Raw genomic sequence first — 13,977 nt, forward strand, 5'->3', positions numbered from 1 at the left:
AGGTCCTTGCCTTGGCGCGACGCGTCTCAGACCTCTAGCGCAAGTCGCAGCGGTTGTGAATCGTCCACGTTTCGTTAACCACCGCGATTACAGGAAACTCTGGGGATCGATATCGAGCTGGACGCTGATCGAGCCGCGCTCCTTCGGGCCTGCCGCAATCATCGCCTTGACGAAGGCCTGCATGTCGCTGTTGCGCCGCCCGTGCACCAGGAGCCGGAAGCGGTGACGTCCGCGGATCAAAGCCAGCGGCGCCTCGGCCGGGCCGAGGATCGAAATGCCGTCCGTACGCGGCGCGGCACTGCGAAGTCCGCGGGCGTGTGTCTCGGCATCCTGACGGGTGTCGGCAGAGACGATCAGCGACGCCAGCCGACCGAACGGCGGCAGCAGCGCCTTTTCCCGTTCGGCGATCTCGCGGTCGTAGAAGGCATCGGCGTCGCCCGAGACGATCGCCTGCATCACCGGGTGCTGCGGCTGGTAGGTCTGCAACAGGCCGAGGCTCTTCAGGCCCGTTCGGCCGGCGCGACCGGTCACCTGCGACAACAGCTGGAACGTTCGCTCCGCCGCGCGCGGATCGCCGTTGGCCAGCCCGAGATCGGCGTCGATGATGCCGACCAGCGTCATCAGCGGGAAATTGTGGCCCTTGGCGACGAGCTGCGTGCCGATGACGATATCGGCTTCGCCGCGCGCAATCGCTTCCAATTCCAGCCGCAGCCGCTTGACGCCCATCAGGTCGGAGGAAAGCACGATCGTGCGGGCCTCCGGAAAATGGCGCTCCACTTCTTCGGCGATGCGCTCGACCCCCGGGCCGCAGGCAACGAGGTGATCGAAGGTGCCGCATTCCGGACAGGCCTCGGGTGTCTTTTCCGCATAGCCGCAATGGTGGCACTGGATCTGGCCGCGGAAGCGATGCTCGACCAGCCAGCTCGAACAATCCGGGCACTGGAAGCGATGACCACAGACGCGGCAGAGCGTCAGCGGTGCATAACCGCGCCGGTTGAGAAACAACAGCGCCTGCTCGCCACGCTCGACCGCCTTGCCGATCTGGTTGATGAGCACAGGCGAAAGGAACCCGCCGCGGGCCGGCGGGTGCTGGCGCATGTCGACGACGCCGAGCCGCGGCAGCGCCGCATCGCCAAAACGTGTGGGCAGATGGATCGGCTTGTAGCGCCCGACCTCACCATTGACCCGGCTTTCGACCGAAGGCGTCGCCGAAACCAGAACGACCGGAAAGCCGGTAATGCGCCCGCGCACGACCGCCATGTCGCGGGCATTGTAGAACACCCGGTCCTCCTGCTTGTAGGCCGGGTCGTGTTCCTCATCGACGATGATCAGCCCCAGTTCCTCGAAGGGGAGAAACAGCGCCGAGCGGGCGCCGGCGACCACGCGCACCGTGCCCATCGTCACCTGCCGCCAGACTTTTTCGCGCGTTCTGGGCGCAAGGTCCGAGTGCCATTCGGCCGGCTTGGAGCCGAAGCGGTCTTGGAAGCGCTCGAGGAAGCTCGCGGTCAAGGCGATTTCGGGAAGCAGGATCAACACCTGCTTGCCGGCGCGAAGCGTCGCGGCAATCGCTTCGAAATAGACCTCCGTCTTGCCCGAGCCGGTGATGCCGTCGATGAGCGAGACCGAAAACCCGCCCTGTTCGACGGCAGCCAAAAGATCGGCGGCCGCATCCTTCTGCGGCCCTTCGAGCCGGGGGGCGGTGAACTCGGGATCGGGCGGCGCCACCACGGGCGGCGGCGCCATGAACACGGTCTCGAACACGCCCTGCTGGGCGAGACCGTCGATGACGCTCGACGAGGCGCCGGCCGCGTGCGCCAGGCCTGAGCGAGTCCAGGCAAAACCGTCGCCGGCCGCCGCAATCACACGCTCGCGCGCCGTCGTCATGCGCTCCGGCCGCATGTCGGTCAGCCGCAGTGCCTCCACCATCGGTTCAGGATCGAAGGCGGCGGGAGCACGCAGCGCCATGCGCGCGACCAGCCCCGGCGGCGTCACCGTGTAGGTCGCGACCCAGTCGAGGAATGTGCGCATGTCGGGCGTCAAAGGCGGGCAGTCGAAGACCTTCGCGATCGACTTCAGCTTCTTCGGATCGACGCTGCTGTCGTCGTCGCCATCCCAGACGACGCCCACGACCAGGCGGGGGCCGAGCGGCACCTGAACGATCGAGCCGGGCTCGACCGCCATGCCATCCGGCACCGCGTAGGAATAGGCCTTCGACGCCGGCATCGGCACCAGAACTGGAACGACGCGACGGGCGGAAACAGGCCCGAATAAATCGGTTGAATCGCGAGTCATTTTGCCGTGACCTTGCCACGTGTTTCGGTTAAAGAAAACTGCGCTGCGAACCGCAGCCTTGCCGGCGCAGGGTTTCTCACGGTTCCACCAGAGTTTCAACGCGCGCGATCTCTGCCAAAGGAATTCCTCCCGGTAGATATGCGCCCGAACGGCAATCGTGCCCCAAGGGAGTGACCCCATGAAATTTTTCGTTGATACCGCCGACGTCAAGGAAATCCGCGAGCTGAACGATCTCGGCCTCCTCGACGGCGTCACCACCAACCCTTCGCTGATCCTCAAGTCGGGCCGTGACATCACCGAAGTCACCAAGGAAATCTGCGGCATCGTCGAAGGCCCGGTTTCGGCCGAAGTGACCGCGACCGAATATGCCGAGATGATGAAGGAAGCGGCCGTTCTGTCGAAGATCGCCGACAACATCTGCATCAAGCTGCCGCTGACGCTGGACGGTCTCAAGGCTTGCAAGGCGCTGACGTCGGACGGTCACCAGACCAACGTGACACTGTGCTTCTCGGCCAACCAGGCACTGCTCGCCGCCAAGGCCGGCGCGACCTTCGTTTCGCCCTTCGTCGGCCGCCTCGACGACATCGCGTTCGACGGCATGGACCTGATCCGCGAAATCCGCCACATCTTCGATAACTACGGCTACGAGACAGAAATCCTTGCAGCCTCGATCCGTACCGTGAACCACGTCAAGGAAGCCGCCCTTATCGGCGCCGACGTCGTCACCGCACCGCCGGCAACGCTGAAGGCCCTGGTCAAGCATCCGCTGACCGACAAGGGCCTCGAAACCTTCCTCGCCGACTGGGCGAAGACCGGCCAGAAGATCGCCTGATTTTTCCGCGATAGACATTCGAGGGCTCCGCAGCGATGCGGGGCCTTTTTTATGCGTCATCGTCGTCCATCAGGCCGGTCAGCCGCATGCCGTCGATCCAGGTGGCGCTGTCCTTGCGGATCACCCGGCGTGCGCGGACGCCGCAGCGCTCGCGGATGGCCTCGGCCAAGCGCTCGGAATGGGTGACGATCCAGATCTGGCTGTCGCGCGCAGCACTGGCGATCATGTCGGCGAGTGCCGGCAACATATCCGGATGCAGGCTGGTTTCCGGCTCGTTGAGCGCAATGAAGGGCGGGCGACGATAAGACAACAGCGCAGCGGCCAGCGCCAGGAACCGCATCTGCCCATCGGACAGCTCGCGCGCCGAAAACGGCCGCTGCGGGAAGTCCGGGAAAACCAGTGAGAACTCGGCGAACTGGCCGGGATCGGGAACCTCGAGATGAGCCCCGCCGAACGCATCGGCGATGGCGCGATCGAGATCGACCGTATCTTGCCGCGTGTGCCGCAGCGTCGCAAATACCGCGGCCATGTTGATGCCGTCCTCGTCGAGCATCGGCGCCGTGACCGCCAGGCACGGCAGCCGCAGCGGCGAATCGCGATCGGTGCGAAAGCCGTGAAAGAACCGCCATTGATCGACGGCCCGGCGGAAGGTGCCGATCTCGGGATAATGCCCGGCATCGCCCAAGAGCGCGATCGCCGTCTCCGATTGCAGCGCCTGTTCGGGATAGTCTTCCATGCGTCCGCGCTCGCCGCGCACGAAGATGCCGGGACCGGAGCGTTTCATCATCGTCACCGGCCGCCGCCCGGTCTCGACGCTCAGCTCCTCCTCCTTGACCTGCGGCTCGAAGGCAAAGCCCGCCGCCGCGACCGGCGGGCGCAGCCCGGCCTCGATCCGGTAGCGGAAGGTGATGGCCCGCTCCTCGTCCATCAGTTCGGTCTCAAGGCGGATGCGCGCCGGCTTGTCGGCGCGCCTGCGACCGCTCCAGAGCGCCGAAGACATGCCCCCTTCCCTGGCGATCTCATGAGCAAGACTGCCGCGCACGGCCGCCTGCACCAGCTGCAGCGCCCGATAGAGGTTGGACTTGCCCACCCCGTTCTCGCCGATGAACAGGTTGACACCGGTCAGATCCATGCGGATCGACTTCAGCGAGCGGTAATTTTCGGCAAACATCGAGCGAAGCAGCATGGCTGTTGCTTTAGCCTATTCCCTCAGTGACATGAAGGGATCAGGCGGCGACGGACGCACGCACCACCGGCCGAAACGCGGCATCGGCGTCGCGTGCCAGATCAGACACCGTGTGCCGTTCCAGGGCCTTCGTCACCTCGACTGCGTCACCATCAAGAGCCTCGGGCGCGATGAGATTGCCGATGCGGAAATCGAAGAGGTCACCCTTCTTGTTGAGCAGCTCGTGAAACACCGTCATGTCACGCAGCTCGGTCGACCACTTGGCAAACCAGTAGAACAGGCCGGAATTGCGTGCGCTGATGTGTACCGGCAGGATCGGAAGGCCGTATTTGCGCGCGAACCCCACAGCCGACGTCTTCCAGGGTCGCTCGTTCAGTCGGCCGTCAGCCCAGTAGGCGATACGGCCTGAAGGAAACAGCACCGTCGCCTTGCCATCACCGATCGCCCGGTTGGTAACCTCCAGCGTTTCGCGGGCCTTCAGCTTGCTCTTGTGCTCCTCGCGCCATTCCACCGGGATGACCATCTCGACGAAGCGCGGATTGACGCGGATCGCATCACGGTTGGCAAAGAACATCATGTCCGGCCGCCGGTCTTTGAGGAGATCGAAGACGGCGATGCCGTCGGCAATGCCGGTCGGGTGATTGCTGACCAGCAGGAACCCGCCCTTGTCAGGAATGCGCTCCGGCCGGTCGACGCGCATGTCGAGCGATAGGAGTGAACTCAGATGTTCGAAAGCCTGAAACCCCGGCACGTTGGCAACGGCATCGGCGAATTCCAGCGCCTTTCGATAGTTGAGAAGCGTGTAGAGAAAGGGCCGGATAACGGGCCACATCGGGCTCCTGACGATCCGTTGGCCACGCTCGGCAATAAGGGTATCGACGATGTGGCCGGGCTGCCCTTGCGAGACCAGGGCAATCACTTCAGCATAATGCGCGATCCCGTTCACCGTCGCCCGTCCCGCCATGGCCTCACCCGATTCTTTGCGGCTGAACATCGCAATTCAATATGATCTAGGGATGACAGATTCCAAGCGTGCGTTAGCAAAAACATAAGAGGCGCAGGGGCATTGTCGGTGACCGACCATCTTGGAAAGCGACAATGAACGAGCTCATCGTCATCGGCCATCCGGACCTGCTTGCAGAGCGCCAGCGATGGCTGCAAGGGCTGCTGCAGGAGCGTCGCCTGTCCGACAATACCGTCGATGCCTATGAGCGCGACACGCGGCAATTCCTGACATTTCTCACCGGCCATCTCGCCGGCCCTCCGCGTCTTTCCGACATCAGCACATTGCGGCCCGCCGACCTTCGCGGTTTCCTCGCCCAGCGTCGCAAGGGCGGCGCCGGCGCGCGCACGCTCGGGCGCGGCCTTGCCGGCTTGCGCTCGTTCCTGCGCTATCTCGAACGCAACGGCCTTGCCAATGCCGCCGGTGCCGCCGCCGTCCGTTCACCGAAGCAACCGAAATCCCTGCCGAAGCCACTGACGGACCGTGAGGCGCTCAATGTCGTGACGCAGGATGCGCAGCTTGCCGAGGAGCCGTGGGTGGCCGCGCGCAACGCCGCCGTGCTGACGCTGCTCTATGGCTGCGGGCTGCGCATTTCAGAAGCGCTGGATCTGACGCCGGGGGACTTCGCCGGAACGCCATCCTCGCTGCGCATCACGGGCAAGGGCGGCAAGACCCGCATCGTGCCGCTGATGACCGTCGCACGCGACGCGGTCGCGACCTATCTCAGGCTTTGCCCCTATCATGCCGGCGCTGACCAGCCGATGTTCCGCGGCACCCGTGGAGCAAAACTTCAACCGGCGATCATTCAGCGCGAGATGCAGAAGCTGCGCGGCGCACTCGGCCTGCCGGACACGGCGACGCCGCACGCGCTGCGCCACTCCTTTGCCACCCATCTGCTTGCCGGCGGCGGCGATCTCAGGACGATCCAGGAACTGCTCGGCCATGCCAGCCTGTCGACCACCCAGGTCTACACAGGCGTCGATTCAACGCGGCTCCTGGAGATCTACGACCGGGCACACCCCCGTGCCTGAGTTTGGCCCGCCACTGAATTTGGCCCGCGCCTGAATTTGGGCAGAGACGCGCATTAACCATGTCCATTAAGGAAGCCGTGACCGACGAAGCGTAGGGTCCGCAGAACTCGGCATATAATTAGGAAGTGATCATGTATTCGATCGCCAAGCCCGTCCGTCAGCTCGCGGCCAGGGCCGCCGATATCGCCCTCTGGCTGATCGCGCTCATCCATCTGCTGCTCGCGGCAAGCCTTATTGCGGCGATCGTTTCGGTCTCGGATGCTGCGGCGGCAACGGACACCGTCTGTGGCGGCACGAACCTCATTGCCGGCTTCGAGAAAACCGATCCCGCGAAACTCGCCAGGCTGAAGGCGGAAGCGGACGCCATCCCCAATGGCAAAGGCATTTTCTGGAAGATCGAGAAGGATGGCACCGCGCCTTCCTGGCTGCTCGGCACCATGCACGTGACCGACCCGCGCGTGCTCGCCATGCCCGAAGGCGCTTCGGAAGCCTTTGCCACGGCCACGACCGTCATCGTCGAATCCGACGAGATCATCGATGAAAAGAAGTCGGCCGCCGCGATCCTGATGCGCCCGGACCTCACCATGTTTGCCGACAACAAGACCATCAACGATTTCCTCGATGCAGACGAGCGCGCGCAGCTCGAACAGGGCCTCAAGGCGCGCGGCATCCCGCTGGCGCTGGTCGCCAAGATGAAGCCGTGGATGATTGCGAGCTTCGTGGCGCTGCCGGCCTGCGAGATGACCCGCAAGGCGGCCGGCGCGTCGTTCCTCGACAAGAAGCTCGCCGAAGACGCCGTCAGCCAGGGCAAGACGCTGAAGGGGCTTGAAAGCCTTGTGGAACAGCTGGCCGCGATGGATTCGCTGCCGACGGAACTGCACCTGCGCGCCCTCATCGAGACATTGGCTCTCGGCAAGACCATCGACGACGTGCTTGCCACCACCACCGATCTCTACCTTTCCGGCGACACCGGCATGATCATGCCGATGATGAAGGCCGTGTCCGAAGATGTGGCCAGCGAGGACGCCAGCTACGCCGACTTCGAACAGCGCATCATCATCGACCGCAACAAGACGATGGCGACCCGCGCCGAGCCGATCCTCGGCCGCGGCAACGCCTTCATGGCGGTCGGCGCCCTGCATCTTGCCGGCGACGAAGGCCTGGTCGAACTGCTCAAGCGCCAGGGTTTCTCCGTCACCCGCGCAAACTGAGGCAATTTGGCCGGTAGTGCCTGCCGGCCATCAATCTCAGGCGCCGACGCTGGCGCGAGAATCCGGCACGGCGTCTGCCTCCACGGCATGAGCAGCCTCGATCCTCGACAGACGACGGTAGCCGGTGAGTGCCGCGACAAGGATCAGGGCACCAGCTGCAACGGCGATGACAAAGCCGGCCTGCACCCCGAAGCGCGCCACCACCGCGCCGGCTGCGGCCGCACCCGCGGCAACCCCGATCCCAAGGCCCGTCGTCAGCCAGGTCAGCCCTTCGGTCAGCTTGGCCGGCGGCACCACCATCTCCCCCATGCTCAAAGCGACGATCATCGTCGGCGCGAAGAACACGCCGGACAGGAACATCATGGCGGCAAGGCTGGTGACGCCACCGACAAGCAACAAGGGCAAGGTGCTGACGGCCGTCATCCCCGCGCCGATCAGAAAGAGCTTCGGCAGCGGCAAGCCGATCCTGACGGCACCGAAGGTGAGGCCGGCGATGCAGGAGCCAAGCGCGTAGAGGGAAAGTACCACGCTCGCTGCAGCCGGCTGGCCTTCCGCTTCGGCAAAGGCGACGCTGACCACATCGATCGTGCCGACGATCACGCCCATGCCGGCAAGCGCCAGGATCAGAACATGCAAGGCGGGATAACGAAGCGCTGAACCCGTGACGATGGTTTCGGGCGGCCGCACCGGCGGCTCGGTGCCTTTTTGCAGGACGAAAGCGGCAACGCCGATCCCGAGAAACACCGCTGCGGCAAGGGGGCCTGCCTCCGGGAACAACCCGACGCTGAGACCCACCGCAATGGGCGGACCGACGATGAAAGACACTTCATCGAACACCGATTCCAGTGAGAAGGCCGTCTTCAGTTCGGGACGACCGCGGTAGATCTCGCTCCATCGCGCCCGGGTCATGGCCGACATGCTGGGCGCGGAACCGGCGACGAGCGCGAAGGCGAACAGCGTCCAATCCGGCGCTTTCCAATGGGTTGCGATCAGCAGACCCGCGGTGCCAAGGATGCTGAGCGCAGCAGCAATCGGCAGGACGCGACCCTGGCCAAACCGATCGACAAGCCGTGAAACCTGCGGCGCCACGAGGGCCAAGGCCAGCGTGAAGACTGCCGCGACGCCGCCGGCGAGACCATAGGACCCGCGCGCCTGGGCCAGCATGGTGATGATGCCGATCGCCATCATCGACAGTGGCAGGCGCGAAATCAGGCCCGCAAGCGTGAAGCCGATCGTGCCGGGAACAGCGAAGATCTGTCCATAAGGGTTTGCCATGAAAACTCCAGCGAAGCGCCGTGACCGGCGCCAGTATTGACATACGCGATGTATGCGAGATATTCACATACGCTTCGCATGTAAATTTACATACGGGACGTATGCAAACTGGGGGATGAGCAATGGCACGGCGGGCGCGCAGCGAAATGATCGAGGAAACGCGAGGCAAGCTGGTTGCCGCCGCGCGCGAAGCCTTCGGCCGGCTAGGCTACGCCGACACCTCGATGGACGACCTGACGGCCACGGCGGGCCTGACACGCGGCGCCCTTTATCATCATTTCGGCGACAAGAAGGGCCTGCTGCGCGCCGTGGCTTCCGCCATGGACGCCGAGATCGATGAAAGGCTCAACGCCGCATCCGCGACGCCGGACCATTGGGCCGGCTTCGTCGGGCGATGCCGGCTCTATCTCGAGACGGCACTCGAACCTGACATTCAGAGGATTGTCCTGAAGGACGCCCCGACATTCCTCGGGTCTGACTATCTGGAGACAAGCAGGCGCGCGTGCCACATCTCACTGACCGCAAGGCTTGCGGTGATGATGGCAGATGGCGTGGTCCACGGGGGGGACGCCGAGACGCTGGCGCACATGATCAACGGCGCCCTTGTCGATGCGGCACTCTGGATTGCCGAGGCGGATGATCCGGCCCCGCGCCTCGCCAGGGCCATCGCCAATCTCGATCTGCTGTTGTCCGGATTGAGAGCCTCCGGCCAAAGCTGATGCTCTCAATCCTGGCGGCCTGCCGCACCCGCCAGCATCGTCGGCACGATCACTTTGTGAAACGGCATGACCGCCGCCAGGTAAACACGCCCAAGCGTGTTGTGGCGCCTGATCAGCGTCGTCATGCCGACGATCTGGTTGACGGCCGACCCAGCCCTGACATCAACGACGATGCGAAAATCGAGATGAGCGTCGTTGAAGCCGAGCACGACCTCGTCGTCGTTTCGCGACAGCACCGGGAACGGACCGATCAGGCCATACTTGCCCGGAAAGGGTGCTTCAGTCTTCAGGCCGACCAGCGACACCATCCGGTTGCGAAGCTTGAGCAAGGCGCTGACCCAACCGGGCGAATTTCCGAGCGAGCGCTCAGCCGCTTCGACAGCCGTCAGCCCTTTTCCGTTGAGGGCAAGCTCGAAGCGATCGGCCCAATCGGCATCCGGCAGATGCGGGCTTGGCAGATGAACGGTGGCGGGTCTAGGTTTCATGATCCCTCGTGGCAGCATCGAGTGCAGAACCAGGAGCCGTATGAAACGGCCGATTGGAAATGCTCAGAGCGTCGGTTGTCCGTCGCAAGCGCGTGGGATCAAGGATCGCGCCGATTGACGGCGCGGAACAGGGGGCCGCTTGTCGCAGCCCCCTGCCAAATCGTCACATATGGATCGGCTTGAAGAAGGTCGACAGCGCCGCTTCCTTGACCGCTTCCGACATGGTCGGGTGTGCGTGGCAAGTACGGCCGAGATCTTCCGACGAGCCGCCGAATTCCATCAGCACGGCAATCTCGTGGATCATCTCGCCGGCGCCGAAGCCGACGATGTGGCCGCCGAGAACCCGGTCGGTTTCCTTGTCGGCAAGAATCTTGACGAAACCGTCGGTCGCCTGCATCGCCCGCGCGCGGCCGTTGGCGGTGAACGGGAACTTGCCGACCTTGTAGGCAATGCCCGCAGCCTTCAGCTCTTCCTCGGTCTTGCCGACGGAAGCCACTTCCGGCTGGGTGTAGACGACGCCGGGGATGACGTCATAGTTCACGTGGCCGGCCTGGCCCGCGAGGATTTCGGCAACAGCAACGCCTTCGTCTTCGGCCTTGTGCGCCAGCATCGGCCCGCGCACGACGTCGCCGATGGCATAGATGCCGGTCACGCTCGTCTGGAAGTGATTGTCGATCTCGACGCGGCCGCGCGGGTCCATGACGACGCCGGCTTCGGCAAGGCCAAGACCCTCGGTGTAGGGCTTGCGGCCGGTGGCGATCAAAACGACGTCGGCGTCGAGCGTGACGGCGTCACCACCCTTGACCGGTTCGAACGTGACCTTGGCGCCCTTGCCGTCCTTGACGACGCCGGTCACCTTGGCGCCGAGCTTGAACTCCATGCCCTGCTTGGCCAGCATGCGCTGGAACTGCTTGGAGACTTCGCCGTCCATGCCGCCGAGGATCGCATCGAGATATTCGACCACGGTGACCTTGGCACCGAGACGGGCCCAGACCGAGCCGAGCTCGAGGCCGATGACACCGCCGCCGACGACGATCATGTTCGCCGGAACCTTTTCGAGCGCAATGCCGCCGGTCGACGAGATGATCACCTTTTCGTCGATATCGACCTGCACGCCCGGAATGCCCGCAACGTCGGAGCCGGTGGCGATGACGATGTTCTTGGTTTCGAGGATCTGTTCCTCGCCCTTGTCGTTGGTCACCGAGACCTTACCCTGGCCAAGCACCTTGCCGGTGCCCTGGATGCCGTCGATCTTGTTCTTCTTGAACAGGAAGGAAACGCCCTCGACGTTGGCCTTAACGGTCGCGTCCTTGTGCGCCATCATCTTTCCGAGGTTGAGCTTCGGAGCTGCGACTTCGACGCCGAGCGCATCCAGGCCATGGCCGGCCTGGTGGAACATTTCCGAAGCGTGCAGCAGCGCCTTCGACGGGATGCAGCCGATGTTGAGGCAGGTGCCGCCATAGGTGGCGCGCTTTTCGACGACGCCGACCTTCAGGCCGAGCTGGGCCGCCTTGATAGCGCAGACATAGCCGCCCGGGCCGCTGCCGATAACGATAAGATCATAAGCCATTGGATTATCCTTCCTTCAGGGACGGTTACCGTCCGCCGCTGACATTGAGAATGGCTCCCGTCACGTAAGTCGCCTTATCGGACAGGAGGTAAAGAACCGCATCCGCCACTTCCTCGGCCGTGCCGGGTCGCTGGACGGGGATGGTTGACGCGAGATCGCGTGCCCGGTCCGGCAGACCGCCGGACGCGTGGATTTCGGTATCGATGATCCCTGGGCGAACCGCATTGACGCGCACGCCTTCGTTGGCGACTTCGCGCGCAAGACCGATCGTGAATGTGTCGATCGCACCCTTGGAGGCAGCATAGTCGACATATTGCGCCGGCGAGCCGAGTTCGGCCGCGACCGACGAGATATTGACGATGACGCCACCCTTGCCGCCATGGCGCGTCGACATCCGCCGAAGCGCCTCACCTGCGCAGAGAATGGAACCGGTGACGTTGATGCGGAACATCCGCTCTAGCCGCTCGACCGACATTTCGTCGACGCGCTGGGTCGGGCCGACAATGCCGGCATTGTTGACCAGCCCATCGAGCCGGCCGAAGGCCTTGTCGGCGGCGGCGAAGATCGACTTGATATCCGCGTCGGACCCGACGTCGCCCCTGACCGCGATCGCCGAGCCGCCGCCCTGCCTGATCGCGGCGACGACCGCGTCGGCGGCTTGAGCGTTCGATGCGTAGTTGACGACGACGGACCAGCCGGCCTTGGCTGCGCCAAGGCAGACGGCTGCCCCGATGCCGCGGCTGCCGCCGGTGACGAGTAGGACGGGCGCTTCCCTCATGCGGCGCACCCCTTGAGGGTGAAGGCGTCCCAGCTGTCCGTCTCGGCCTTGCCCTTGCCCCAGGCGCTCGAAGCGCGAAGGGCGGGGCCAAAATCGGGCAAAAGGATCTGGTGTGCCGCCGGCGCGGTCTCGGGCGGGATCTCAGTGATCGCGCCGGCCTTGTCGACGGAATAGACCGGCCCCTGCCAGACGGTGCAGGCACGAAGCTCCTCGCCGGTGACGTCGCCGGTAGGGCAATTGTGCATGACGATGCCGGTGGCGCGCTCCGGTTCGCCTGTGGGCATGACAACGCCATCGAGCAGCAGGCCCGGTTTCAGCACCGCGATCTTGAAATGATTGCTCGTGACCGCACTTTCCGATCCCACCGGCTCGAAGCGCAGCTCGTATCCCCCGTCGCGATCGCCATAGATGGCGCGCGCCTGGCTGCATTCCGCGCCAAGCACCGGCGTGGCAGCCACGGCGCCAAATGCAGCAATGATCAGGGAACGGGCAATGACCATGATCAGGCAGCCTTCTCCGTCGCGAGCTTGACGCCGAGCGCGATGAAAACCAGGCCGCTGGCGCGGTCGATCCACTTGCTGGCGCGGGTGAAGGCAGCGCGCATGCGCGGCGTGGTCATGAACAGGCTGACGCCGACGAACCACGCGATCAGGCAGGTCGCCATGACAAGGCCATAGCCGAACTTAATCATGATCGGCGTGTGGGCATGAACGACAGTCGAGAAGATCGACAGGAAGAAGAACACCGGCTTCGGATTGAGCGCGTTGGCGGCAAAGCCGAGACCGAAGGCCTTGACCGCGGACTGGCTCTTCGCCGGCTCGCCCGATGGGGCGGCATCAACGGAAATCTCCGTCTGTCCGGCCCTGAGCGCCTTGATGCCGATATAGATCAGGTAAGCGACGCCGCACCATTTGACGATGTTGAACAGGTAGATCGACTGCGAAATGATCAGCCCGAGCCCGAGGATCGTGTAGGTGACGTGGAACATCAGCGAGGTGCCGATGCCGAACGACGTGATGATCGCCGGGCGGCGGCCATGGACGATCGATTGGCGCATGACCATCGCCAGATCGGCGCCGGGCGAGACGATGGCGAAGGAGAAGATCGCCATCAGCGATGCGAGTTCGAGAAGATATTGGCTCATGAGTGTGCGACCGGTGCGTTGAAGGCCCAGACGTGGCCGAAGGGATCCTTGATGCGCGCATACCGCGCCTGCCAGAACGTATCCTGCGGCTCCAGCACTGTCGATGCCCCGGCAGCCGTCGCCCGCGCATAGGCCGCATCGACATCGGCGGCTTCGGGCAGGTTGATGCTGATCGCCACGCCAGTGCCGCCGATGGTCAGCGGCGACAGCACGCTGCCGCCGAATTCGGGAAACTCGTCATGCAGCATCACTTCGCCGCGAAACAGCGCGAGGTTGGCGTGCATCACCCGCTGGCCGTCTTCCGCCATCTGGTGAAAGGTGTTCACCGCGCCGAAGGCCTTCTCGTAGAAGGCGATGGCCGCCAGCCCGTCCCTGACGCAGATATGGGCCTGGATGGGCGGTACGTCGGTCCCGAATGCCATGTCGTGCGTCTCCGTCCAGAGCATTTCCA

General features: G+C 64.2%; 14 protein-coding genes. 4 read left to right on the plus strand and 10 right to left on the minus strand.

The annotated features are described in order from the left end of the window. Positions 1-87 precede the first annotated feature (87 nt). Complete coding sequence (locus tag AC07UR_RS14205; protein WP_209790475.1) at positions 88-2,292, minus strand: primosomal protein N'; 2,205 nt, start codon at positions 2,290-2,292, stop codon at positions 88-90. Between the two features lie 178 nt (positions 2,293-2,470). On the opposite strand from AC07UR_RS14205, the gene fsa reads away from it, so the two are divergent. Continuing rightward, positions 2,471-3,124: a fructose-6-phosphate aldolase gene (gene fsa, locus AC07UR_RS14210; RefSeq protein WP_025425070.1), complete on the plus strand. Its 654-nt coding sequence runs from the start codon at positions 2,471-2,473 to the stop codon at positions 3,122-3,124. Positions 3,125-3,173: 49 nt separating this feature from the next. Here fsa and AC07UR_RS14215 read toward each other — a convergent pair whose 3' ends face one another. Together AC07UR_RS14215 and AC07UR_RS14220 are read right to left on the minus strand one after the other, a co-directional pair. Then, positions 3,174-4,310 (minus strand): AAA family ATPase, encoded by a 1,137-nt coding sequence (locus AC07UR_RS14215; protein ID WP_209790474.1) that lies wholly within the window; start codon positions 4,308-4,310, stop codon positions 3,174-3,176. Positions 4,311-4,350: 40 nt separating this feature from the next. Beyond that, a complete protein-coding gene (locus AC07UR_RS14220) occupies positions 4,351-5,274 on the minus strand; it encodes a GNAT family N-acetyltransferase (RefSeq protein ID WP_209790596.1) in 924 nt (307 codons plus the stop codon). Positions 5,275-5,408: 134 nt separating this feature from the next. Between AC07UR_RS14220 and AC07UR_RS14225 the strand changes: the two genes are divergently transcribed. Beyond that, positions 5,409-6,344 (plus strand): tyrosine recombinase XerC, encoded by a 936-nt coding sequence (locus AC07UR_RS14225; protein WP_173418254.1) that lies wholly within the window; start codon positions 5,409-5,411, stop codon positions 6,342-6,344. Positions 6,345-6,475: 131 nt separating this feature from the next. Next, on the plus strand, positions 6,476-7,555 hold the full coding sequence (locus AC07UR_RS14230; RefSeq protein ID WP_209790472.1) for a TraB/GumN family protein: 1,080 nt from the start codon (positions 6,476-6,478) through the stop codon (positions 7,553-7,555). Positions 7,556-7,591: 36 nt separating this feature from the next. Here AC07UR_RS14230 and AC07UR_RS14235 read toward each other — a convergent pair whose 3' ends face one another. Then, entirely contained in the window at positions 7,592-8,830 is a 1,239-nt protein-coding gene (locus AC07UR_RS14235; RefSeq protein ID WP_209790471.1) for an MFS transporter, read from the minus strand. A 122-nt stretch (positions 8,831-8,952) separates the two neighbouring features. Here AC07UR_RS14235 and AC07UR_RS14240 point away from each other — a divergent pair, with 122 nt between their 5' ends. Next, complete coding sequence (locus tag AC07UR_RS14240) at positions 8,953-9,549, plus strand: TetR/AcrR family transcriptional regulator (protein ID WP_209790470.1); 597 nt, start codon at positions 8,953-8,955, stop codon at positions 9,547-9,549. A gap of 5 nt (positions 9,550-9,554) precedes the next feature. On the opposite strand, the gene AC07UR_RS14245 is transcribed toward AC07UR_RS14240, so the two are convergent. From AC07UR_RS14245 to AC07UR_RS14270, 6 genes are all read right to left on the minus strand, one after another. Then, the gene (locus tag AC07UR_RS14245) at positions 9,555-10,034 is read right to left on the minus strand and encodes a DUF2867 domain-containing protein (RefSeq protein ID WP_173418258.1); all 480 of its coding nucleotides are present in this window, start codon (positions 10,032-10,034) and stop codon (positions 9,555-9,557) included. Between the two features lie 163 nt (positions 10,035-10,197). Beyond that, the gene (gene lpdA, locus AC07UR_RS14250; protein ID WP_209790469.1) at positions 10,198-11,604 is read right to left on the minus strand and encodes a dihydrolipoyl dehydrogenase; all 1,407 of its coding nucleotides are present in this window, start codon (positions 11,602-11,604) and stop codon (positions 10,198-10,200) included. A 25-nt stretch (positions 11,605-11,629) separates the two neighbouring features. Then, positions 11,630-12,382, minus strand: a complete 753-nt coding sequence (locus AC07UR_RS14255; RefSeq protein WP_209790468.1) for an SDR family oxidoreductase — start codon at positions 12,380-12,382, stop codon at positions 11,630-11,632. Then, positions 12,379-12,882: a hypothetical protein gene (locus tag AC07UR_RS14260; protein WP_173418261.1), complete on the minus strand. Its 504-nt coding sequence runs from the start codon at positions 12,880-12,882 to the stop codon at positions 12,379-12,381. The genes AC07UR_RS14255 and AC07UR_RS14260 overlap by 4 nt, the downstream gene beginning before the upstream one ends. Positions 12,883-12,884: 2 nt before the next feature. Further along, positions 12,885-13,526 (minus strand): LysE family translocator, encoded by a 642-nt coding sequence (locus tag AC07UR_RS14265; RefSeq protein WP_209790467.1) that lies wholly within the window; start codon positions 13,524-13,526, stop codon positions 12,885-12,887. Further along, the gene (locus AC07UR_RS14270; RefSeq protein ID WP_209790466.1) at positions 13,523-13,948 is read right to left on the minus strand and encodes a VOC family protein; all 426 of its coding nucleotides are present in this window, start codon (positions 13,946-13,948) and stop codon (positions 13,523-13,525) included. Before AC07UR_RS14270 ends, AC07UR_RS14265 begins: the two co-directional genes overlap by 4 nt. Positions 13,949-13,977: the final 29 nt, after the last annotated feature.

The sequence above is a fragment of the Ensifer sp. GW821-FHT05G01 genome, from assembly GCF_059419585.1.